This window comes from Planctomycetota bacterium (assembly GCA_016235865.1).
Classification (GTDB): domain Bacteria; phylum Planctomycetota; class MHYJ01; order JACQXL01; family JACQXL01; genus JACRIK01.
Genome location: JACRIK010000003.1, coordinates 555,713 through 575,929, shown reverse-complemented (window position 1 = coordinate 575,929; position 20,217 = coordinate 555,713). Strand labels below are relative to the sequence as shown.

Annotated in this window: 18 protein-coding genes and 1 tRNA gene; 10 read left to right on the top strand and 9 right to left on the bottom strand. The window is 52.7% G+C overall.

All coding sequences use genetic code 11. The features are described 5' to 3' along the window. Positions 1-16: 16 nt before the first annotated feature. Positions 17-496, bottom strand: coding sequence for a biopolymer transporter ExbD (locus tag HZA49_04005; GenBank protein MBI5778604.1), 480 nt, complete (start codon positions 494-496; stop codon positions 17-19). Positions 497-619: 123 nt separating this feature from the next. Between HZA49_04005 and rnc the strand changes: the two genes are divergently transcribed. From rnc to HZA49_03990, 3 genes are all read left to right on the top strand, one after another. Then, positions 620-1,384: a ribonuclease III gene (rnc, locus tag HZA49_04000; GenBank protein ID MBI5778603.1), complete on the top strand. Its 765-nt coding sequence runs from the start codon at positions 620-622 to the stop codon at positions 1,382-1,384. A gap of 6 nt (positions 1,385-1,390) precedes the next feature. After that, the gene (gene mfd / locus HZA49_03995; GenBank protein ID MBI5778602.1) at positions 1,391-4,408 is read left to right on the top strand and encodes a transcription-repair coupling factor; all 3,018 of its coding nucleotides are present in this window, start codon (positions 1,391-1,393) and stop codon (positions 4,406-4,408) included. 102 nt (positions 4,409-4,510) lie between these two features. Continuing rightward, on the top strand, positions 4,511-5,278 hold the full coding sequence (locus tag HZA49_03990) for a PAS domain S-box protein (GenBank protein ID MBI5778601.1): 768 nt from the start codon (positions 4,511-4,513) through the stop codon (positions 5,276-5,278). 51 nt (positions 5,279-5,329) lie between these two features. On the opposite strand, the gene vanZ is transcribed toward HZA49_03990, so the two are convergent. From vanZ to def, 3 genes are read right to left on the bottom strand one after another with little or no spacing between them, the layout of a single operon-like run. Further along, complete coding sequence (vanZ, locus tag HZA49_03985) at positions 5,330-5,725, bottom strand: VanZ family protein (GenBank protein MBI5778600.1); 396 nt, start codon at positions 5,723-5,725, stop codon at positions 5,330-5,332. Between the two features lie 43 nt (positions 5,726-5,768). Next, complete coding sequence (gene ribF / locus HZA49_03980; protein MBI5778599.1) at positions 5,769-6,713, bottom strand: riboflavin biosynthesis protein RibF; 945 nt, start codon at positions 6,711-6,713, stop codon at positions 5,769-5,771. Then, positions 6,700-7,200: a peptide deformylase gene (gene def, locus HZA49_03975; GenBank protein ID MBI5778598.1), complete on the bottom strand. Its 501-nt coding sequence runs from the start codon at positions 7,198-7,200 to the stop codon at positions 6,700-6,702. Before def ends, ribF begins: the two co-directional genes overlap by 14 nt. A gap of 83 nt (positions 7,201-7,283) precedes the next feature. On the opposite strand from def, the gene HZA49_03970 reads away from it, so the two are divergent. Together HZA49_03970 and HZA49_03965 are read left to right on the top strand one after the other, a co-directional pair. Beyond that, complete coding sequence (locus HZA49_03970; protein MBI5778597.1) at positions 7,284-8,666, top strand: tetratricopeptide repeat protein; 1,383 nt, start codon at positions 7,284-7,286, stop codon at positions 8,664-8,666. An 82-nt stretch (positions 8,667-8,748) separates the two neighbouring features. After that, positions 8,749-9,273 (top strand): hypothetical protein, encoded by a 525-nt coding sequence (locus HZA49_03965; GenBank protein MBI5778596.1) that lies wholly within the window; start codon positions 8,749-8,751, stop codon positions 9,271-9,273. Here the strand turns inward: HZA49_03965 and HZA49_03960 are convergent. The 3 genes from HZA49_03960 to HZA49_03950 all read right to left on the bottom strand — a co-directional run bounded on the left by HZA49_03960 (position 9,262) and on the right by HZA49_03950 (position 11,628). Further along, positions 9,262-10,839, bottom strand: coding sequence for an AMP-binding protein (locus tag HZA49_03960; GenBank protein MBI5778595.1), 1,578 nt, complete (start codon positions 10,837-10,839; stop codon positions 9,262-9,264). The two genes, HZA49_03965 and HZA49_03960, sit on opposite strands and share 12 nt — an antisense overlap. Positions 10,840-10,850: 11 nt before the next feature. Next, the gene (locus HZA49_03955) at positions 10,851-11,294 is read right to left on the bottom strand and encodes a hypothetical protein (GenBank protein MBI5778594.1); all 444 of its coding nucleotides are present in this window, start codon (positions 11,292-11,294) and stop codon (positions 10,851-10,853) included. 261 nt (positions 11,295-11,555) lie between these two features. Further along, a tRNA-Arg gene (locus HZA49_03950) sits at positions 11,556-11,628 on the bottom strand. 139 nt (positions 11,629-11,767) lie between these two features. Here HZA49_03950 and HZA49_03945 point away from each other — a divergent pair. Together HZA49_03945 and coaD are read left to right on the top strand one after the other, a co-directional pair. Beyond that, entirely contained in the window at positions 11,768-14,131 is a 2,364-nt protein-coding gene (locus HZA49_03945; GenBank protein MBI5778593.1) for an LPS-assembly protein LptD, read from the top strand. A gap of 1,143 nt (positions 14,132-15,274) precedes the next feature. Continuing rightward, positions 15,275-15,766 (top strand): pantetheine-phosphate adenylyltransferase, encoded by a 492-nt coding sequence (coaD, locus tag HZA49_03940; protein MBI5778592.1) that lies wholly within the window; start codon positions 15,275-15,277, stop codon positions 15,764-15,766. A gap of 154 nt (positions 15,767-15,920) precedes the next feature. On the opposite strand, the gene rpmH is transcribed toward coaD, so the two are convergent. After that, the gene (gene rpmH, locus HZA49_03935) at positions 15,921-16,085 is read right to left on the bottom strand and encodes a 50S ribosomal protein L34 (GenBank protein ID MBI5778591.1); all 165 of its coding nucleotides are present in this window, start codon (positions 16,083-16,085) and stop codon (positions 15,921-15,923) included. A 242-nt stretch (positions 16,086-16,327) separates the two neighbouring features. Here rpmH and HZA49_03930 point away from each other — a divergent pair, with 242 nt between their 5' ends. From HZA49_03930 to prmC, 3 genes are read left to right on the top strand one after another with little or no spacing between them, the layout of a single operon-like run. Continuing rightward, a complete protein-coding gene (locus HZA49_03930) occupies positions 16,328-17,641 on the top strand; it encodes a nucleotide sugar dehydrogenase (GenBank protein ID MBI5778590.1) in 1,314 nt (437 codons plus the stop codon). A 50-nt stretch (positions 17,642-17,691) separates the two neighbouring features. After that, positions 17,692-18,771: a peptide chain release factor 1 gene (prfA, locus tag HZA49_03925; protein ID MBI5778589.1), complete on the top strand. Its 1,080-nt coding sequence runs from the start codon at positions 17,692-17,694 to the stop codon at positions 18,769-18,771. Continuing rightward, positions 18,772-19,644 (top strand): peptide chain release factor N(5)-glutamine methyltransferase, encoded by an 873-nt coding sequence (gene prmC / locus HZA49_03920; protein MBI5778588.1) that lies wholly within the window; start codon positions 18,772-18,774, stop codon positions 19,642-19,644. Here prmC and HZA49_03915 read toward each other — a convergent pair. Further along, positions 19,631-20,071 carry a 3D domain-containing protein gene (locus HZA49_03915; GenBank protein MBI5778587.1) on the bottom strand — a complete coding sequence of 147 codons (441 nt, stop codon included), beginning with the start codon at positions 20,069-20,071 and terminating at the stop codon, positions 19,631-19,633. The two genes, prmC and HZA49_03915, sit on opposite strands and share 14 nt — an antisense overlap. Positions 20,072-20,217: the final 146 nt, after the last annotated feature.

Sequence of the window (20,217 nt, the reverse complement as noted above, 5' to 3'; positions counted from 1 at the left end):
GAGGATGTTCTAAGCTCTATTTTGCCGACTGACCCGGTGAGGCCTTGGCCGCAAACTCGGTTTTTTGCACCCCGGCTTTCTTACAGATATCAAGCACACTGACCACGGCTTGAGCCGGTACATTACCATCAGCATCTATTTTGACCGGAATCACATCCAGTCCATCCGGCGAAACCAAATTAGGCGCCAGGTCCTTGAGATGCCGCTCCAATGAATTCCAATCCTTGAAATCTATTTCGCCTAATTTAACCCGGGCTAAAATCGGTGATTCCTCTGAATACACCAGTCTAATACGCACTTCGGGAATAGGTGGAATAAAAACCTGGGAGGGGATTCTTCCTTCTGGTGGCAAATAAGCATACAACTTACCCTCCAGTGACTTAAAATGTATTGAACACATAAAGAAGATAATCAGCTGGAATATGACATCAATCATCGGGGTCATATTGAGCTCCATATTAGCCTCTTGGGCCTGATATGCTTTTGTCCTGGTCATAAATCACCTCCTATCTAATTGTACCGCTAACTCATTGGATTCTCCATATATATAAACGAATAAACCCCTATTCCAGCTCATTTTATTTGAGATTTATTTATCATTTTGCTATTTATAATGAATATGTTGTTTTGGAAAAAAGATAAGAAAAGCATCTTACGGAGCGAATTGCGCCAGGCCGTGAAGAAATGCACGGGCTATGGCTTCAGCAAAAAGGAACTGCTCCATCAGGCCCTGACCCACTCCTCAGCCCGCGAGGAAAGCGATGAGGCTAAAAAATCACCAGATATGCCCCATATCAACGAACGGCTAGAATTCCTGGGCGACGCGGTGCTCGGACTGGTTATCTCGGAAATCCTCTACGCCCAATTCCCCCAAATGAACGAAGGCAAAATGAGCGTAATTAAATCCAATATCGTCAGCCGTGAAAGCCTAGCCCAAAAATGCCTGGCTATCGGACTGGACAAACTGATTATCGTGGGCAAGGGTATTAAAGGCCACGCCTTGCCGGTTTCGGTTTTAGCTAACGCCATGGAAGCGGTGTTCGGCGCTATATTCCTGGAGAGCGGTTACAAAGATGCTGTCAAAGTCATTGCCAAAATGTTCGCCGAAGATATCGCATCCGGCGAAGAAACCGCTCTGCACTCTAATTACAAGGCCATTCTACAAGATTATAGCCAACGTCGCTTCGCCCGAGTACCCAGTTACCGGGTTATCAAACAGTCTGGACCCAAACACAAACCTACTTTTGAGGTTATGGCCTGTCTGCCCGCCAAATCTCAAGGCGACGGCCAGCAAGCATTCGGACCGGGCATCGGCAATGACAAGAAATCAGCCGAGCAACTGGCCGCCAAAATGGCACTGGAACAACTGGGGTTAACTCATTAGGTTATCATGCTTCTCCAATCCGTTATTTCTGATTTAGCCAAAAATAAAGAATCACGCATCGGCGGATTATGGGGCAGCGCGTCTCTATACCTTGTCGCTAAACTTTACCAAACCACCAAGAAAGATATCCTCATCATCACTGAGGACGAGGAGTCTGACTTTGGCCTGGATGACCTGTCTGTCTTCTTAAGTATCAACTCCAAACCTCCGACCCTGTTTCTGGCCCCGTCCACTGAAAACGATGCCGGACCTCAAGCTATCCAGGATAAAATCCTGTTCCTAAATAGCCTGATAACCCAGACCCCTAAAATCACCATTGTACCAAAAACCACTTTGCTGGCCGCCTTTCCAGACCGCAAGCAACTGGACGGCTCGCTCATCGTCCTGAAGGCCAGCCAATCCATTGAACGCAACGAGTTCATAGAAAAACTCCTGGCCAACGGCTACGAAAAGACTCTGGACGCGGTCCACAGCGTTGGCGAAATCAGCATTCGGGGCGGAATTATTGACATCTTTCCTTTCGGCAGCCAAGAGCCGGTGCGCATTGAATGGGATGCTAACCTCATTGAATCCATCCGGTTCTTTGATATGACTACCCAACTCTCTATCAAAACGATGGAGCACGTGGATTTATATCTGACCCAAGGCCTGATTACCCCAGCTGACAAGAAAGAGCTGCCGCTCCTTAATTATTTTCCACCCGATACTGTCATCGTCTTTATAGACCGCCCGGTCGATGATAACAAAGAAATCTTTAACCGGCGCATCCAAAAATATCCCAAACTCTTCCTGTACAAAATCCCCATTGCATCCGCTGAAGGCGTCAATCTCAATATCGAATCGATCCAGCGCTTCGGCAGCGGATTTACCAACATCCTCAGGGAACTCGGTAACCTGGCAAGCCAAATCAAAAATATCTACATCGTGTCTCAGAACAAAGCCGAAGAATCTCATCTCAAGGAATTACTGACCTCAAATAGCTTTCCTTATTCAAATAAAATCCGGTTTCTCCAAGGCCGGCTCAATGAAGGTTTTTATGACAAGGACGAGGATATCGCCTTTATCAGCCACCGGGAATTATTCAACCGCTACCGCCTGCTCCGCCAACCCAAGGCCGTCGCACCTTCCCGGGCCAGGACCACCGAGGCGTTCTGGGAATTACAGAGAGGCGACTTCGCAGTCCATCTGGCGCATGGCATCGGCCGATATCTCGGCCTGAAACGGCTTTACAACTCCGAATATCTCTCCCTGGAATACCAGGACAAATCTCTCATCTATGTGCCCATCACCCAAATCGGGCTGGTCAGCAAATACTGGGCTGGCGAACGCCGGGCCATCAAAGTGGACAAAATCGGCACCGCCAACTGGCTAACCCGCCGGGAGCGGGTTAAGAACGCCATCAAGAAGTTGGCCCAGGAACTGCTTTATATCCAAGCGCTCCGGATAAAACACCCGGGCTTTGCCTATCCGCTGGATAACGACTGGCAAAAAGAATTCGAGAACTCGTTCCCTTACGAAGAAACCCCGGACCAGACCGCCATCACTCAGGCGCTCAAAGACGATATGGAATCCGCCCGCCCCATGGACCGGCTGATTTGCGGCGACGTCGGCTATGGCAAGACTGAGTTGGCCATCCGGACCGCCTTCAAGGTTTGCATGTCCGAGAAACAGGTGGCGGTCATCGCCCCAACCACTATTTTGGCCCAGCAACATTACCGGACATTCTCCGAACGCATGGCTGATTACCCGGTTAATATAGAAGTCATCAGCCGATTCCGGAGCGAAGCCGAGCAACGAGACATCCTCAAACGTCTGGCCGAAGGAAAAATAGATATCATCATTGGCACACACCGGCTTATCCAGGGCGACGTCAAATTTAAGGACCTAGGCCTGGTGGTCATCGACGAGGAGCAACGCTTCGGCGTAGAGCACAAGGAATATTTTAAGAAGATAAAAGCCAGCGTGGACGTCCTGACACTCTCAGCCACTCCCATCCCGCGCACTCTGCATCTATCCCTCTCCGGCTTGCGGGAAATCTCCACCATGACCACCCCGCCCAAGGACCGCCAGTCCATTCGAACCATTGTGGCCAGATTCGACAATAATACCATCAAAGACGCCATCCACCGGGAACTCCAGCGCAAAGGCCAGATATACTTCGTCCATAACCGCATCTATGATATTGAAAATGTGGCGAACCGGCTGAAAAAGGTTTGCCCGGAAGTCAAAGACCGGATCGTCATTGCGCACGGTCAGATGCCCGGAGCCGAGTTGGAACAGAAAATGCGCGATTTCGTGGACGGCAAATACGACATTTTGGTCTCGACCAACATCATTGAATCCGGCCTGGACATCCCCCGGGTCAATACCATCTTCATCAACAATGCGGATGACTTCGGGTTGAGTGACCTGCATCAATTACGGGGCCGGGTCGGCCGCTACAAATACCAGGCCTACGCCTATTTCCTGGTGACTGAACATAACATCATCAACACCGATGCGGCCAAACGCCTGAAGGCCATAGAGGAATTCAACGAGCTGGGTGCCGGATTCAAGATTGCCATGCGCGATATGGAAATCCGGGGCATCGGTAATATCCTAGGCAAGGAACAGCACGGACACATCGCCGCGGTAGGTTATGAACTATACTGCAAACTCATCGAACAGGCTGTCAAGCAACTCAAGGGCAGAAAATCAACCACAGCGGCACAGAGCCAAATCCCGGATATCAGTAAAGCCATAGCCACGGCCGCCCCCGAACACCGCAATGACTACGCTAGCGAAACAATCATCCCGGCTATGGATGTCAATCCTGAAATCGAGACCTATATTCCGGCCGAGTATGTAACCCTCGAAACCGAACGTCTCAATATCTACCGGAGACTATCTCTGGCCGAGAGCGCCAGAGAAATATCAGCCATAGAGCGGGAACTCAAAGATCGATTTGGCCGTCCGCTTCCCGATTCGGCCCGGAACTTATTCGAATTTATGCGGCACCAAGCGCGCCAAAACGAAAACCCTTAAAAGGCAGCGCCCGCAGCAATATTTTATCATTTCTGTTTAACTCCCGGCGCATTTCTTCCGATATATACGCATTACCTGAGAAGAAAGTGAGCATCAACGAGCATGAAGAAGAATACATCTCGGCAGGTTTCCAATCTATATCGTTTCATCCGCTTAATCCTAGGCGACAAAATCACCGACACGACCATTGCCAAACGCTGGGGCATGGACTGCAAAAACTTCTCTGAACTTAAGAATATGCATTACCCGGTACCCCGGATTGAGCGCCTGGTCAGCCTGGCCAAAATACTGGACGTGGACGACCATCTGGTTTACGAGGTAGCCAAAGGCACTCCAGCCGAACGAATTTACTACCTGATAAAGGAATTGCGCCTGGAAAAAGTCAAGCGGATGAGCACGCAGGAAATAATCCGGACCCGAAAATTCCTGGCTGAATCCGAACAGCGTTACAAAAAGCTTTTCAGAAACGCCTCGGACGCCATCTTCGTAGCTGATGCCAAAACCGGCGAGATTATTGACTGCAATGATAAAGCCGAGCAGCTGACAGGCCGGACGCGCCGGGAAATCATCGGTATGCACCACACCCACCTCCATCCGCCCAAGCAGCGCCAGTATTACATAAACCGTTTCCACCGACGGCTGATACACGGAAAAGAGCTTGATTTTATCCCGGCCCGGGTCATCAGGAAAGACGGTCAGATTATCCCGGTCTTCACTACGGCGAATGTCATGGAGTTGGACGGACGGCCCGTCATTATGGGCATCTTCCGGGACGTCAGCCGGATTAAAACCGTCATAGTCAAATGCATCGCAGGCCGGGAACCAGTGGTAAAAAACAGCAAGCATTTATGTAATAAGTATCAGGGATAGGATGCGGCTCTATAACTGGACACCTTTGAACCTCCACTGTCGCCTCAGGGTTTAGAGGATAGATTGCTTGATCCGGCCCGAAGTAAATTTCAAGATAATGACAATAGCAACTATTGCGCCCAGCGCATCGGCAATAAAATCCCATTCGCTTGTCTGCCGACCCGGTATATAGAACTGATGAAATTCATCGGAAAAACCGTAGAGGATTGAACATACCATGCTGATAAAATACGCCTTTCGGAATACAACCATCTTCTGGGATTTGCGGCACGCCCGGTACGTCAATCCGGCCAACACTCCATACGCGATAAAATGAACTATTTTGTCGATGCCGATAATCCTTATCGGCATTTCCAGCCTGGCCTGATGAGATGATAAAAATATGGCAAAGGCATACACATAAACCGGCAGCCAGTATTTAAACTGGTAATAAATGATTTTTACCATAGTGATTAGGGTTCCGCTTTCATCCGGTCCGGGTTTCTATATTCTATTTTCTGGCTATGACCAGGTCTTTCCGAATTTGATTGATAAGGGCTTGAGGCGAAGGGAACCTTCGCTCATCCCTTAGATAAGCAATAATCTCTACCAGGACATCCCTGCCGTAGAGCGAGCCGTGCTTTCGAACGTCATAGTTCAGCAGGAAGACCTCGATATCCTCTTCGGGATGGCCGGTGCTTTTGCTGAACGTGGGTTTTATACCGACATTAACCAGTGCCTTAAAAGGCGCGCTGAATTTACAGCCCTTCATACAAACCGCCCGGGCGATATAGACCCCGCGCCTGGGGAGTATCTCGTGATGCGGGTCGAGATTTGCAGTCGGGAATCCCAGCTTCCGGCCCCGGCCCGCGCCGTGCACCACGGTGCCGAGTATGGCCACCGGCCGGTCCAGCATCTTTTGCGCGGTTACCAGGTCACCCTCTTTTATGGCCCGGCGAATCAAACTGCTGCTGATTATCCGATTTTTGTATTTCAGGGTCTTGATTATCTTTAAGGGAATATTATGGCGGTCAAGAATTTCTTTAAGGGTTCGGATATTGCCGGCCCGGTTCCGGCCGAAGGAGATGTTGTCGGTCATGACCACGCCGGCCGGCTTGAGCGCCTTAATCATCTTGTTGACGAAATCCTCAGCCGTCAATCGACTTAGCTTGCGGGTGAAATTCAATACCAGAGTCGCGCCTACGCCTAGCTTTTCCAGCAGGAGCAACCGGTGGGCCAACGAGGTAATAAAAAGCGGGTCATCGTGGAGATTGAGCACCCGGGCTGGATGGTTGTTAAAAGTTATGACTAGGGAATCTGAACCCATCCTTCTGGCCCATCGGAGAACCGAATCAATGAGTTCCCGGTGGCCGCGGTGCACGCCGTCAAATACGCCCCAGGTCAGGACCGGTCGTTTGAGCGCCCTGGCGGCTCTGAAATTATTAAATACTTTCATTCTTGGTTTTTGCCGGGCTCTTATTTAAGAGTATCTTCCGCTCATCTTCACCCAGCCGGTCAATAAAAAGCACGCCGTTGAGGTGGTCGATTTCGTGCTGGAGGATGCGGGCTAAAAGGTCGCGGGCTTCCAGGACGGCCTTTTCTCCCTTGAGATTGTGATATTCGCAGGTAACCGCGGTGAATCGTTTTACCCGGGCGGAAATCCCCGGCACGCTCAGGCAACCTTCTTCTTCGTTGATGGTTCCCGGACCGGTCTTGGTAAAGCGCGGATTAATCAGGACGATTTCATCAGCAGGCTGCCGGGTGGGGTTGATGACCGCAATGCTGTAGGGCAGCCCGACTTGGGTGGCGGCCAGACCCACACCGTTGAGCTTATACATAAACTGGAACATCTCCTTGGCAATCTTGGCCAGCTCCTTGTTAAAGACCTTGATGGATGTGGATTTCCTCTTTAACGACGGATTAGGATAAGTCAGTATTTTCATAGAATGCCCATTTTACATTGCCATAGGGTAAAGGTCAATTTTTCTTGACCACTTCCGCGGTTTTAGTATAAAATCAGCGCAATATGGTAGACACCGACAAGTTATCAGCCAAAGCCCAGGAGGCGCTGGACAAGCGCAATTATGATTATGCCGTAGACCTGGCCGGGCAGATACTGGAATTTAACCCTTCCAACGCCCAGGCCCGTAAAATCCTGCGGGCCAGCCTGGTGGGCAAGTGCGAAATCCAGAAAACCATCCCGTCGCCGTACCTGGCTTTTATCACCGGACTTATACCGGTCATCAAGATTTACCTGTTTTCCCTGTTAAAGAAATACGGGCAGGTCTTGACGGCGGGCGAGGAATTCCTGAGCCGGAATCCATACAGCGTTTGGGGCCGGCTGATTGTCGGCACGGCCCTGGAGAACCTGAATTACACGGACAGTGCCATAGAGGAATTCGAGGCGCTGGTGGCCCTGAATCCGCGCGACGTCAAGGCGGTGAAATCACTGGGCGAACTCTACCGGCTCAAGAACGACATCAAGAAAGCCGTGCATTTTTACCAGATGGCGTCATCCCTGAAGCCTTCCGACTTACAGACCACCCGGGCATTGAAAGACCTGGCCGCGCTGACCACCCTGAACGAAGGCGGCTGGTCCACGGCCAAGTCATCGCGCGACATCGTCAAGGACACCAAGAACGCCCAGGAACTGGAAAAAGAAACCCAGTTTGTCAAGGACAGCGACGTTCCCCAGGAAATCAGCCGCCTCAAAGGCATTGTTGGCCAGAACCCGCAAAATCCCGACAATGTGCGCTTCCTGAAGAAAATCGGGGAACTCCAGTCCCGGCAAAAGAATTTTACCGGCGCGCTGGCCACTTACGAGCAGGCCCTGAAATTAACCCCGTCCGACGGATCGCTGGCCATGAAAATCGGCGATATCAAGGTGCAATTATTTGATGAACGAATCCGGGACCTCCAACACAAACTGAAATCCGAGCCGGGCAGCCAGCCGCTCAAGGAATCCCTGGCCAAGGCCCAGCAGGAAAAGAATACCTTCCGGATAGAGGAATACCGCCAGCGGGTGCAACTGTATCCGACCAACCTGATTTACCGTTACCAGCTGGGCCGGGCGTTTTACGACACTAAGATGTTTGACGAGGCGGTGGCGGAATTCCAGGCGTCCCTGCGCGACCATAAACTCCGAACCGATTCGCTGAACTACCTGGGGCTGTGTTTCATCGCCAAGAAACTCTATGACATGGCCATCGGGCAATTCACCAAGGCACTGGACAGCGGGGTCCTGACCAACGACTACACCAAGGCCGTCAGATATAACCTGGGCCTGGCCTATGAATACAACCAGAACCGCGAACAGGCCATCTCCGAATACAAGAAGATAATGGAGGTGGATATCAACTACCGCGACGTCAGCGACCGGGTCAATAAATTACAGGCCGCGGCGAAGTAATATAAGGGATTGTCCCGACAAATATTGCCGGGATAACTGCCCGTAATTCTCTTAGTTCAAACGGGCAGTAAGAGGAGGTGTCATGAGAAACATATTGATTGTTTTGACTTGCGCCATGCTGCTGGCCGGATTAATCTCGGCCGGGTGCGACAACAAAACAAAGCTGTTGCAGGAGCGGCTGACCAGAACCGAGAAGGAACTGGAAGAGGTGCGGGCCAACCTGGAAAAATCCGGCAAGGAGGCCGACAAGGTGCCGGGATTGCTGGCCAAGATAAAAGAACTTCAGGATGAGCTGTCCAGATTAAAAGCCCAGGCCGACGGCGCCACCCAGGAAAAAGAGGCCGCCTTAAAGGAAAAGGAAGAACTGGCCCAGAAAAACAAGCAGTTAAAAGAGGATTGTGCCAAATCAGATGCCACCGTCAATTCTATGAAAAGGGATACTGAGGACTCGAAAAGGCGCGTCCGGGAATTAGAAAGCGCCCTGCGGAACTCCGTCGGGGAAAACACCAAATTGAATAGCACTATCAACAAGCTTAAAGAGGAAAATGCGGAGCTGAAAAAGCGTATCGCTGAATTGGAAAAAGCCCCAAAGAACTCAGGAAAATAGCCTTCTCAATTCCCGGTGCAGAATCTTGCCGCTGGCTGTCCGGGGCATGTCCTTGGCCGGAATCAATTTCACCGTCTTGGGTTTCTTATAGGCCGCCATCTTGTCGCGGCAGAACTCGATAATATCGGATTCGCAGGCCGAGCCGTTATCCTTCAGCGCCACCACGGCAATCACCTTCTCGCCCCACTTGTCATCCGGGGCTCCGATGACCGCGGCCTCGAATACCTGGGGATGGCGCATCAGGACTTCCTCCACTTCCGAGGGATAGATATGCTCGCCGCCCGAAATAATCAGGTTATCCTTGCGGTCCACCAGGTAATAATAACCGTCCGCATCTTTGCGCGCCATATCGCCGGCCGAAAACCATTCGCCGCAGAATGACGTCTTGGTCTTTTCCGGCAGCTTGTAATAACCACTAAAGAGCATCGGGCCGCGGGAATACAATTCGCCCACCTGGCCGTCGGCCACCTCCCGGCGCTGGTTATCCAGCAACTTGATGCAATCGGTGCCCGACGATTCGCGGCCGATTGAGCCGACCCGGGACATCTGCTCTCCGGGCCTGAGGGTTGTGACAATGCCGGACTCGGTCGAGCCGTAGCCCTCGTACAACTCCACGCCTTTAAAATAATCCATCACCCGCTGTTTGATATCGCCCCGGGCCGGCGCCGACGAGCAGAGCAGTTTCTTTATGGAGGCCACATTGAATTTCCGGCGAACCTCCTCGGGCAGGTTCAGGAGCAGATGATAGTGCGTGGGTATCAGCGAAATAAAGGTTATCTTTTCCTTCTCGATAATCCGCAGGATATCCGCCGGGTCAAAGTGCCGGGCCGGATGGACATAAACGCTGCCACCCAGGTAGGTGATGGTAAAGGAAAAAAAGGTGGTGTTAACGTGGCAGAGCGGCATGACATTCAGGCAGACATCGTCCGGGGTGAATCCGAAATCGCCGGCATTAATGAGATAGAAAGCGATGTATGACTCGTGCGAGCGCAGGACGCCCTTGGGCCGACCGGTGGTGCCCGAGGTGTATAAAAGCACCCAGATGTCCTCCGGCTTCACTTGGCAGTCCGGCTCGACATCCGGCTTATCATTTATTGACGCCTCGTAATCGGCCCAGTGTTTCCCCGTCTTTACCGGCGTGGCGTTGGCGTCCGGCGGCCCGGGGACGATAAAATAATGTTTCACCTGGGCCAGGGACTCGCGGATTGACTCGACCAGCGGCGTAAATTCGCCGTGGCAGAAAATGGCCCGGCTGTCCGCGTTGTTGATGATGTAAGCCACATCCGAAACGCTCAGGCGGAAATTTATCGGATTTATGACGATGCCGGTCTTGGCGCAGGCCAGATACAACTCCACAATCTCCAGGCAGTTTTCCAGGAGACAGGAAACCTTATCGCCCTTTTTCAGGCCCAGCCCGAGCAGAAGCTGGGCCAGCCGGTTGACCCGCTGGTTTAGCCGGGCAAAGCTCCGGGACGTGGATTTATCCTGGAATGCGGTTTTATCGGGGTATTTTGCGGAATTTACCCTGAGCATCTCTCCGAGATTTAACCACAAAGCATTTCCCATCTTTCCGTCCGTTATTTCTCGGGGTTGGTGTCGGTCGCGGCGGTTTTGGCCGTGTGCCGGGACGGCGCCCTGAATATGTTCTCCGGCTGGTAGAGCATGAAGGTGATATAAACCACCGTCACGATGGCGGCCAGCCCGGTTACTCCGGCCAGCACCAGCATAGCCGGCGGTATTTCTCTCGGCGCCTTGGGAGTCTCTGGTTCCCCGCCTTTGTGGATTCTTTTCCGGACGATGACCTCTTCGTATTCGCCCTCTTCATCTTCGGCCACGACTTTGACCGGGGCTTTTTTCGGCATAATCGGCGCCTTGATCGTCTCCAAAATCGGCAACAATGCGCCGCCGCTGATGGTGCCGACCACCTTGTGGCACCGGGTGCATTTCAGCTTCATCCCGTTCTTGAGCGAGGTGATATCATACTTGGTATCGCAAATCGGACATTCAACGATATTAGCCATAAAAATACCCTCCTTGGCATCGGGTTATTCCGGATTATGTATTATATAACTTAACATATATCCGCCCATAAATCAAGAAAATATTGATTTTATTAGGCGATTCATTCCCCGGGCGCCTTTTATCCCGAATCATTCAGAGCTACCGCCTCCGGTCAGGATAAATTATGACCGTTAACCTCACCGGTCAGGTAAAACCTAACCGAGCGGTTTACGGCGGGTTATCCCGCCATAACAAACTCCAAACGCCATAAAGCTGGGTATTACTCCCGACAGGATTCGAACCTGTACTCCTGGCTTCGGAGGCCAGTGCTCTATCCAGTTGAACTACGGGAGCATATGGTCAACCCCGCGCTCACCTTGTGGCGGGGACTTTATTTCCTTAAAGCGCATTTATAATACAAAGTATGTGCCGGGTCAAGTTTTGGGCGGTTTTGTTTGACTTTGCCGGATTATAAATTATCAAGATAGTTGCTATGAAACCGGTTGTGAACTTATTATTGATATTCTGCCTGGGATTGTTCCTCACCGCACCCTTTACGGCCCTGGCCCAGGAAAAGAACGGCACGGCGACTCCTCCGCCCAAGCCACCGCCGGCGCCGGCGCCCAAGGCCGAAGAACCGGCATCCCAGAAGCCGGAACCCGCGGCCTATGTCCGCTACGGCCAGATGGAAATCCGCAAGCAAGACGGCGTCCAGATTACCGTCTTCACCAACAAGGTCGAACTCTACCAGGCCGGCAAGATACTCAAGGCCGACACCCTGATTTCCCGTAATAGAACCAAGTTCGATGGCGCCACTCACAACAAGGATATCATCTTCGACGAGGTCTACGCCGAAGGCAACGTCAAGGTCATCAGCGAAAACGACCTGATGTCCGCGGACCGCTTTTATTACAACTTCAACAACGATACCGGCATCCTCATCAACCTGGAAATCCGGACCACGGCCAAAGGCCATGACGGCCAGGAACTCTCCGCGGTCATCCGGGCCAACATCGCCTATCAGATCAACAAAAGCACCATCGTCGCCCGCAACGCCTCGGTCACCTCCTGCCCGCACGGCCAGCCCCATTATTATTTCTGGGCCCACCAGGTCACCTTCATCAAGGACGAATCCGGCAAACAGATCACTATCAACCACCTGGTGCCTCATATCGTCGGCATCCCGGTTTTTTATATCCCCTATTACAAGAAAACCCTGGGCGAGGACTCGATTTTCAGGACCGCCCGCTATTCCAAGTCCAAGAGCCTGGGCAAAAGCACCGACGTGAAACTGGGCATGAACCTGACCCGATACGTCCGCGATGAAAAAGGTGAAATCGCCAAGGACCGAGACGGCTATTACAAAACCAAGTTATGGGGCGACCTGACCCTGGAAGAGCACGTTTACGAAAAGCGCGGCCTGGCCTCGGAGCCGAAACTGGAATACGGCTGGGACAATTACCAGGGTTTCGTCAAGAGCTATTACATCAACGACAAAGGCCCGGACCCGAGCCTGAAATACAGCACCCTGCTCTACAAGACGCCGGCGGAAATGGCCACCGTCACCTACGAGGAACGCGGCCGGTTCCAGGCATTCCACCGGCAGGATTTCTCGCCCAACCTGCGCGGCGACGTGGAACTCTATTACCTCTCGGACCGCTACTTCCTGCCGGAATACTTCAACAAGGAATCCAAGGAAGAAAAGCCGCCCGAATCCTACGCTTACCTGCGCTACCTGCGCTACAACAAGGCCCTGACTTTGGTCGGCCAGCCGACCATGACCACCTTCCAGGACAAGACCGAATACCAGCCCTCGGTCAAGGCATACCTGATGAACGAGCCGGTCTGGTTCTCCGGCTCACTGCCGTCAATCTATTATTCCGGAACCCTGGAATTCTCCACGCTCAGCCGGACCCAGGATAACCTGCCTGAGCGGAACGGCTACCAGGCCAACCGGATTGACAGCTTCAACGAACTGTCCGCGCCGATGGACGTCGGCTTCATCAAATTCACGCCCTTTGTGTCCGGCCGCGCCACCGGCTACAGCCAAAACCCGCAGGACGCCGACTACACCAGCCGGTTCATCGCCTCGGAAGGCGCCCGGGTCTTCACCCAGTTCTCCCGCGCCTTTGACCTCAAGGAAAAACCGCTGGGCATCTCCAAGCCGGTCCATACCGTTTCGCTCGACATCCGCTATGCCAACCACAGCGCGGTCAATGTCCCGTCCTCGGACCTGTATTACTTCGACAACGCCGACCACTATGACGAGCTGGGCGAATGGTTCTTTGAAATCCGCAACCGCTTCAAGTCCGAGAAAAACGGGGTTTACAATGAATTCCTGAATGTCGGTCTGTCCATCGAGCGCTACTCCAAGCCGATTACCGGCCTGGCCTCCAACTACCTCTACCCGATGAGCTCGCTGACCATCCCGCCGGTGGAAAACCTTGACGTCCCGGAGCGGAAAATCTCGGACCTGAATCTGGACGTCCTGCTCACCCCGGCCGCCCCGTTCTCGTTCCGGACCGTCTGGCAATACAACACCAACACCCATCAGGGCGAGGTCTGGTATTTCAACACCACCTTCGTACCCTACTCGACCTGGACCGTCTCGGTCTTCGGTAACTATATCCTGGACCGGACCGATACTTATGGGCTTAACCTGACCTGTTCGCCCCTGGAAAAGTGGGAACTGTCCTTGTCGGACCAGTATGACTTCCGGGCCGGCGACTTCCTCAACCGGCGCTACGGACTGAAACGAGACATGCACGAATTCTACCTGGAATTCTCCTTAGCCATCGACAAGGGCAAGGACGAACAGAGCTTCAATATCATCCTCTCGCCTAAAGGGGTAAAATAAATATCCCTCATCTCCCATCCCGCCTTAGCGGGAGGGTGTGAAGTAAATACGCTACCTTTCCCCCACGAGTTCCTTAACCACCCGGCACGGGGTGCGAAGTAATTATGAATGATAAATGTACCCGGTGCGCTTCAGCCACCGGCTAAATGCTACCGATGGCGCCCTTATGGCACTCACCAGTGCCTGCGGCACAGGGACCGAAATAGCCCTTCTTCCCAGCTTTTTTGTTCTTGGCCCCAGAGTGCATATATTCCATTCTTTACATCGTTACTATCCAATCCTTACATCGTCACCATCCAACATTTATATCGTTACCACCTAATTTTTACATCGTTACCATCAAACATCTACAGCATCACCATCCAATCTTTACGGGGTTACCATCAAATTTCTACATTATCACCATCTAACGTTTATATCCCTACCATCTAATTTTTACGTCGTTACCATCAAACCTCTGCATCGTCACCATCAAATATTTACGGGGTGGCCATCAAATCATTAGATGGTTGCCATCCAATATTTACGGAGTTGCCATCTAATATTTGCATGGTGACTATCTAATCACTGCAGAGGCGCTATTAACCATAAGAAGCGACACTGCTCTGGATTAAACCTTCCACTACCATACCCCACCCCCCACCGTCTAATCCTAAAGTTTACGGTTATCTAAAAAATATCTAATTTTTTATTCCCATACAGGATAAGAGTTTATCAAAAATCACCCCTTTTTCCACCCCTTAAAAACACCCCTAAATTTACGGTTAGCCCATATAGGTAGGAGAGAAGAGGGCCCCGCAATTATACGGGGTCTAAGCGCCAGTAATAACCATAAGTTTAGCTGGCTCTAAGGAAAGTGATGGTAGGAATATGAGAAACCACAGATGTACCCGAAGCGCTTTAGCCACCGGCTAATATTCCCGATGGCGCCGAAGAGCCATGGCGCCCTTATGGCGCTCACCAGTGCTACGCACAGGAGCTCAAAGGGGCACAGATTAACCCCCACCCCACCTTTCCCTCTCCCTCGGAGGGGAGAGGGTGGAACGTGGAGTAAAAATGCTATCTGCTCTTTGCTCCGTACTGGTGACGCCTTTGTGGCGAAATTCCTTGACAAGGTTGCCCCGGTAAATTATAGAACGGCTTATGAGCAAAACCGTCAAGGCGATTTATGCCGGCACCTTTGACCCGCTGACCAGGGGTCATATCGACGTAATCGAGCGCGGGTCCAAGGTGTTCAACGAACTAATCGTGGCCGTGGCCGATAACCCGGCCAAGAATCCCATCTTCTCGCGCCAGGAACGGGTTAGCCACATCAAGAAGGTCATCCGCAAATATCCCAATGTCCGGGTGGATTCATTCAAAGGACTGCTAATTGATTACGTCCGGAAGCAGAAGACCAATATCATCCTGCGCGGCATCAGGACGATTTCCGACTTCGAATACGAGTTCCAGATGGCCCTGACCAACCGGGCGATTGCCCCGGATATCGAAACGGTTTTCGTGATGACCTGCGAGAAGTATTCCTACATCTCATCGCACCTGCTCAAGGAGGCGGTATCGCTGGGCGCGGATATGAAGCTGTTCGTGCCGTCCGAAATCCAGGACGCGCTCAAGAAGAAACTACATCGAAGATAGGCATTTTATCGTACGGAACTTCAAAGGCGACAACGGGATTAAGCTGATTAAACGGATAATTCTAATCTGATAAATAACCTGCGCGCCCCGAAAGCTTTTGGGGTGCTCGGATTCACGCTGTGCTTAGTTCCGTTAAATCCTGTTGTTTAATTAATTATTTCCGGTTCTTGATGGTCGGCTCGTCGCTGACGGTGAGTTTCCAGCAGCCCCGGGCCCGACGGCGCGATAACACCTTGCGCCCGCCCTTGGTCTTCATCCGGGCCCGGAACCCGCCCTTGCGGCGCCGCTTGGTCTTGGATGGCCGATATGTGCTTTGCATAATCTAAAACCCCTTTTTAGAGGCTGTTAATCCGTCAGGATGTTACAGCCTCTTATCCCGCAGAACTCCGCAGAGACCGCGAAGCGAATTGCGGGACCACTAAAGTATCCTGTTCAGTGCCACTAAATATCAAATATTGCCGGGCAATGCAAGAAAAAGGTGTTATTGAATTGTTGACTTATCCGCTGAATTAACTATCCTAATCGCAATAGCAGAAACCTTAAGGACGAGCGAGTATAATTATGAAGATAATCGAGCTCATCAAGGCGCACCGGGCCAAGGTCGGCATCATCGGCATGGGCTATGTCGGACTGCCCCTGGCCAAGGTATTTTCCCAAAAGGGGTTCCCGGTGACCGGATTCGATATCGACCCGTTCAAGATAAAATCCCTGGCCCAGGGCAAATCATACATCAAGCATATCCCGTCCACCCTGATCCGGGAGATGAAACAGAAATACAGGTTCCACGCCACGGATAATTTCAAGGAGCTTAAGGCCATGGACGCCATCATCATCTGCGTGCCCACGCCGCTGACCGTAATGCGCGACCCGGATATGTCCTACATCGAGAATACCGCCCAAAGCATTGCCGCCAACCTGCGCAAGGGACAGCTCATCGTCCTAGAAAGCACGACCTACCCGGGCACGACCGACGAGGTGGTCCGGCCCATCCTGGAAAAGACCGGCCTGAAGTGCGGGAAGGATTTCTACCTGGCCTTCTCGCCCGAGCGCGAAGACCCGGGCAATCCCAAATATTCGACCGAGAAGATACCGAAAGTCGTGGGCGGCGTGGACAAGACGGCGACGGATATCGCGGTGCTGCTCTATGCGCAGGCCGTGGCCAAGGTGGTCCGGGTGTCATCGGCCCGGGTAGCCGAGTCCACCAAGCTGATGGAGAACATCTACCGCTGCGTCAATATCGCCCTGGTCAACGAGCTCAAGATGCTCTTCGACAAGATGGACATCAACATCTGGGAAGTGATTTCGGCGGCGGCCACCAAGCCCTTCGGATTCCAGAGTTTTTATCCCGGCCCGGGCCTGGGCGGACACTGCATCCCGATCGACCCGTTTTACCTGTCCTGGAAGGCGCGCCAATACGAGATGACCACCCGGTTCATCGAGCTGGCCGGCGAGATAAATATCTCCATGCCCTATTACGTGGTGGCCCGGACCATGGAGGCGCTGAACAAGCGCTCCCGGTCGCTCAAGGATTCGCGCATCCTTATCCTGGGCATGGCCTACAAAAAGGACGTGGACGATTTGAGGGAATCGCCGTCCCTGAAGCTGACCGAGCTGTTCCGGGAACAGGGCGCCCGGGTGATTTATAACGACCCGTTCATCCCGAAACTGCCGCGCCTGAGGCACTATAAATTCCCGGCCATGAAATCCACCCCGCTGACGGCCGAGATGCTCAAGAAGCAGGATGCGGTGGTGATTTCCACCGACCATACGGCCTATGACTACCAATGGCTGGTCCAGCACAGCCGGCTGGTCATCGACACGCGCAACGCCACCAAGAACGTCACCGGATTGGCCAACCGCATTATCCGGGCGTAACGCCATTGCAAATATTTCTTTGTGACCTTTGTGGTTAGGTATTTAATTATATGGAAAACAAACTGATTGAAATCCTGAAGCGCTACGAAGAGATAGAGCAGCTCATCGTCCAGCCCGAGGTCATCGGTAACCAGGCCCGCTACGCCGGGCTGATGAAGGAGCGCGGGTCGCTGTCCAAATTCGTGGCGCGCATCAAGGCGCTGGAGGCCACCCGCCGGCATAAAAAGGACGCCGAGGAGCTAATCCAGCAAAACAAGGCCGACAAGGATTTCATCGAAATGACTAACGAGGAACTCAAAACCCTGTCGGAGAAGGAAAAGGCCGTCCTGACCGAACTGGAAGAGATGTTCCTGACGGACCAGGAGCACGGCGACCGGAACGTGATAATGGAAATCCGGGCCGGCACGGGCGGGGAAGAATCGGCCCTGTTCGCCGCCGAACTTTTCAGGATGTACACCAAATACGCGGACCGGCGGGGCTGGAAATGCCTGTTGATGGATTCCAGCCCGACCGGCCTGGGCGGGTTCAAGGATGTGACCTTTTCTATAGAAGGCGAGGACGTTTATAAGCATCTGAGATTTGAAAGCGGCGGGCATCGGGTCCAGCGTGTTCCGCACACCGAGGCCAGCGGCCGGATACATACCTCGGCCTGCACCGTGGCGGTCCTGCCCGAAGCCGAAGACGTTGAGGTCGAAATCAGACCTGAAGACCTGAAGATCGACACCTATTCAGCCGGCGGCCCGGGCGGCCAGCACGTGAACAAGACCGCTTCGGCCGTGCGCATCACCCATCTCCCGACTAATACGGTCGTGGCCTGCATGGTGGAGCGCTCCCAGCACCGCAACAAGGACCTGGCCATGCGCCTGCTGCGGAGCCGCATCTACGAGAATATGGCGTCCAAGAACAAGCAGGAGCGGGACAAGATGCGCAAAACCCAGATCGGCTCGGGCGACCGGAGCGAGAAAATCCGCACCTACAACTTTCCCCAGAGCCGGATCACCGACCACCGCATCAATTTCTCGGTCCATAACCTGCCGGGAGTGCTGGAAGGCGACCTGGACGAAATGATAAACAAGCTGCTGGAAGAAGACCGCAAGCTTAAACTCCAGAATATCTCGGCATCGAAGTAAATGCGCATTATAGAGGCCTTGTCACAACATTCTTCGGATAAAGAAATCCTGCTGGCCCACATCCTGAAATGCCAGACCATAGAGCTGTATAAAAACCCGCGCCGGATAATCAGCCGGGCGCAATACGCCCGCTTCCGGAACCTGATTGCGAAACACCAAAAGGGCTGGCCAATGGCCTACCTGACCGGGCATAAGGAATTCATGTCGCTGGATTTTAAGGTCACGCCGGAGGTGCTGATACCCAGGCCGGAAACAGAACTGCTGGTTGAGCAGGCGCTAGGAAGCATAGAGCATCTAGCAAAGAGCTTAGAGAAAGCGCCTATTACTCTACATTCTAAGCCCGAGACTCTAATCATTCTTGACCTCGGCACCGGCTCGGGCAACATCGCCGTCTCTTTGGCGCACTATACGCTCAACACTCTATGTTCTACGCCCTTTAGAATATTTGCCTCGGACATCTCGCGCCCGGCCCTGCGCATCGCCCGGCTTAATGCCCGGCAGCATCAGGCCGGGAAATATATCAAATTCTGTTACGGAGATTTATTTAAACCCTTTAAGGGACTGACGGCGGACATCATCGTTTCCAATCCGCCCTATGTTGACCGGGCTGAGAAATCCAAGTGGCAGTCCGGACTGAGGCATGAACCGCCGGCAGCGCTCTGGGCAGGCAAACGCGGGCTGTCGTATATTGAAAAGATAATCAAACAGGCGCCAGATTATCTCAAACCCGGCGGATATCTATTGCTGGAAATCGGTATCGGACAGGCAAAAGAAACGCTGAACCTGGCCGGGCAGTCCGGCCAGTTCCGGGATATAAGAATCCTAAACGACTACAGCCGCATTCCGCGCGTCTTCCTGGCTAATCGTCGTTGACCGGCTGGAGGATGTAAACGGTCTGCCAATCCGCGCCCATAGCCATGAGTTCCTTCCTGGTCTTGTCATTCCAGCGTACGTCAACCAGGATCTGATTATTGCGTCCGTACTGCCGGCATTTACCGCCGGTATCATCAGCCACCCGGGTGCCGATACCCGGGATGTGAATAATCGAGCCGTAGGGTATTATCTTCGGATCAACGGCCACGCCGTCATTATTCCGGGCGGATTTATTGAGCGATGTCCGGCCTTTCCATCTCCGCTCGGCTTTTTCATTGCAGCTGTAGTGGGTGACCCTGGCCTGGACCGGTTTCCAGAAATATTTTGGCCCGGCCTGGTCGTTCCGTTCCGCATTTAGGTTTAGCAGATACCAACCCGGCGCCAGGATAATCGTCAGTACCGCGATAGTTATGATTATTCCTCTCATCTCTCGTACCTCCCTTATGTTCTCTTGCCTTTGGCTGAACAACAGTGCCGTCAGTATAGCACAGATACCCGGTTTTGTCAAGGGGGATTTTTTATAAACCGCTCCGGCCGCGTAAAAAGCGGGCTTGCGTGCATCGGCCGATTAAA

What these genes read in the sequence shown, in the direction of transcription:
- HZA49_04005 (MBI5778604.1), bottom strand. Translation starts at nt 496, where the DNA reads ATGACCAGGACAAAAGCATATCAGGCCCAAGAGGCTAATATGGAGCTC.
- rnc (MBI5778603.1), top strand. Translation starts at nt 620, where the DNA reads ATGTTGTTTTGGAAAAAAGATAAGAAAAGCATCTTACGGAGCGAATTG.
- mfd (MBI5778602.1), top strand. Translation starts at nt 1,391, where the DNA reads ATGCTTCTCCAATCCGTTATTTCTGATTTAGCCAAAAATAAAGAATCA.
- HZA49_03990 (MBI5778601.1), top strand. Translation starts at nt 4,511, where the DNA reads ATGAAGAAGAATACATCTCGGCAGGTTTCCAATCTATATCGTTTCATC.
- vanZ (MBI5778600.1), bottom strand. Translation starts at nt 5,725, where the DNA reads ATGGTAAAAATCATTTATTACCAGTTTAAATACTGGCTGCCGGTTTAT.
- ribF (MBI5778599.1), bottom strand. Translation starts at nt 6,713, where the DNA reads ATGAAAGTATTTAATAATTTCAGAGCCGCCAGGGCGCTCAAACGACCG.
- def (MBI5778598.1), bottom strand. Translation starts at nt 7,200, where the DNA reads ATGAAAATACTGACTTATCCTAATCCGTCGTTAAAGAGGAAATCCACA.
- HZA49_03970 (MBI5778597.1), top strand. Translation starts at nt 7,284, where the DNA reads ATGGTAGACACCGACAAGTTATCAGCCAAAGCCCAGGAGGCGCTGGAC.
- HZA49_03965 (MBI5778596.1), top strand. Translation starts at nt 8,749, where the DNA reads ATGAGAAACATATTGATTGTTTTGACTTGCGCCATGCTGCTGGCCGGA.
- HZA49_03960 (MBI5778595.1), bottom strand. Translation starts at nt 10,839, where the DNA reads ATGGGAAATGCTTTGTGGTTAAATCTCGGAGAGATGCTCAGGGTAAAT.
- HZA49_03955 (MBI5778594.1), bottom strand. Translation starts at nt 11,294, where the DNA reads ATGGCTAATATCGTTGAATGTCCGATTTGCGATACCAAGTATGATATC.
- HZA49_03945 (MBI5778593.1), top strand. Translation starts at nt 11,768, where the DNA reads ATGAAACCGGTTGTGAACTTATTATTGATATTCTGCCTGGGATTGTTC.
- coaD (MBI5778592.1), top strand. Translation starts at nt 15,275, where the DNA reads ATGAGCAAAACCGTCAAGGCGATTTATGCCGGCACCTTTGACCCGCTG.
- rpmH (MBI5778591.1), bottom strand. Translation starts at nt 16,085, where the DNA reads ATGCAAAGCACATATCGGCCATCCAAGACCAAGCGGCGCCGCAAGGGC.
- HZA49_03930 (MBI5778590.1), top strand. Translation starts at nt 16,328, where the DNA reads ATGAAGATAATCGAGCTCATCAAGGCGCACCGGGCCAAGGTCGGCATC.
- prfA (MBI5778589.1), top strand. Translation starts at nt 17,692, where the DNA reads ATGGAAAACAAACTGATTGAAATCCTGAAGCGCTACGAAGAGATAGAG.
- prmC (MBI5778588.1), top strand. Translation starts at nt 18,772, where the DNA reads ATGCGCATTATAGAGGCCTTGTCACAACATTCTTCGGATAAAGAAATC.
- HZA49_03915 (MBI5778587.1), bottom strand. Translation starts at nt 20,071, where the DNA reads ATGAGAGGAATAATCATAACTATCGCGGTACTGACGATTATCCTGGCG.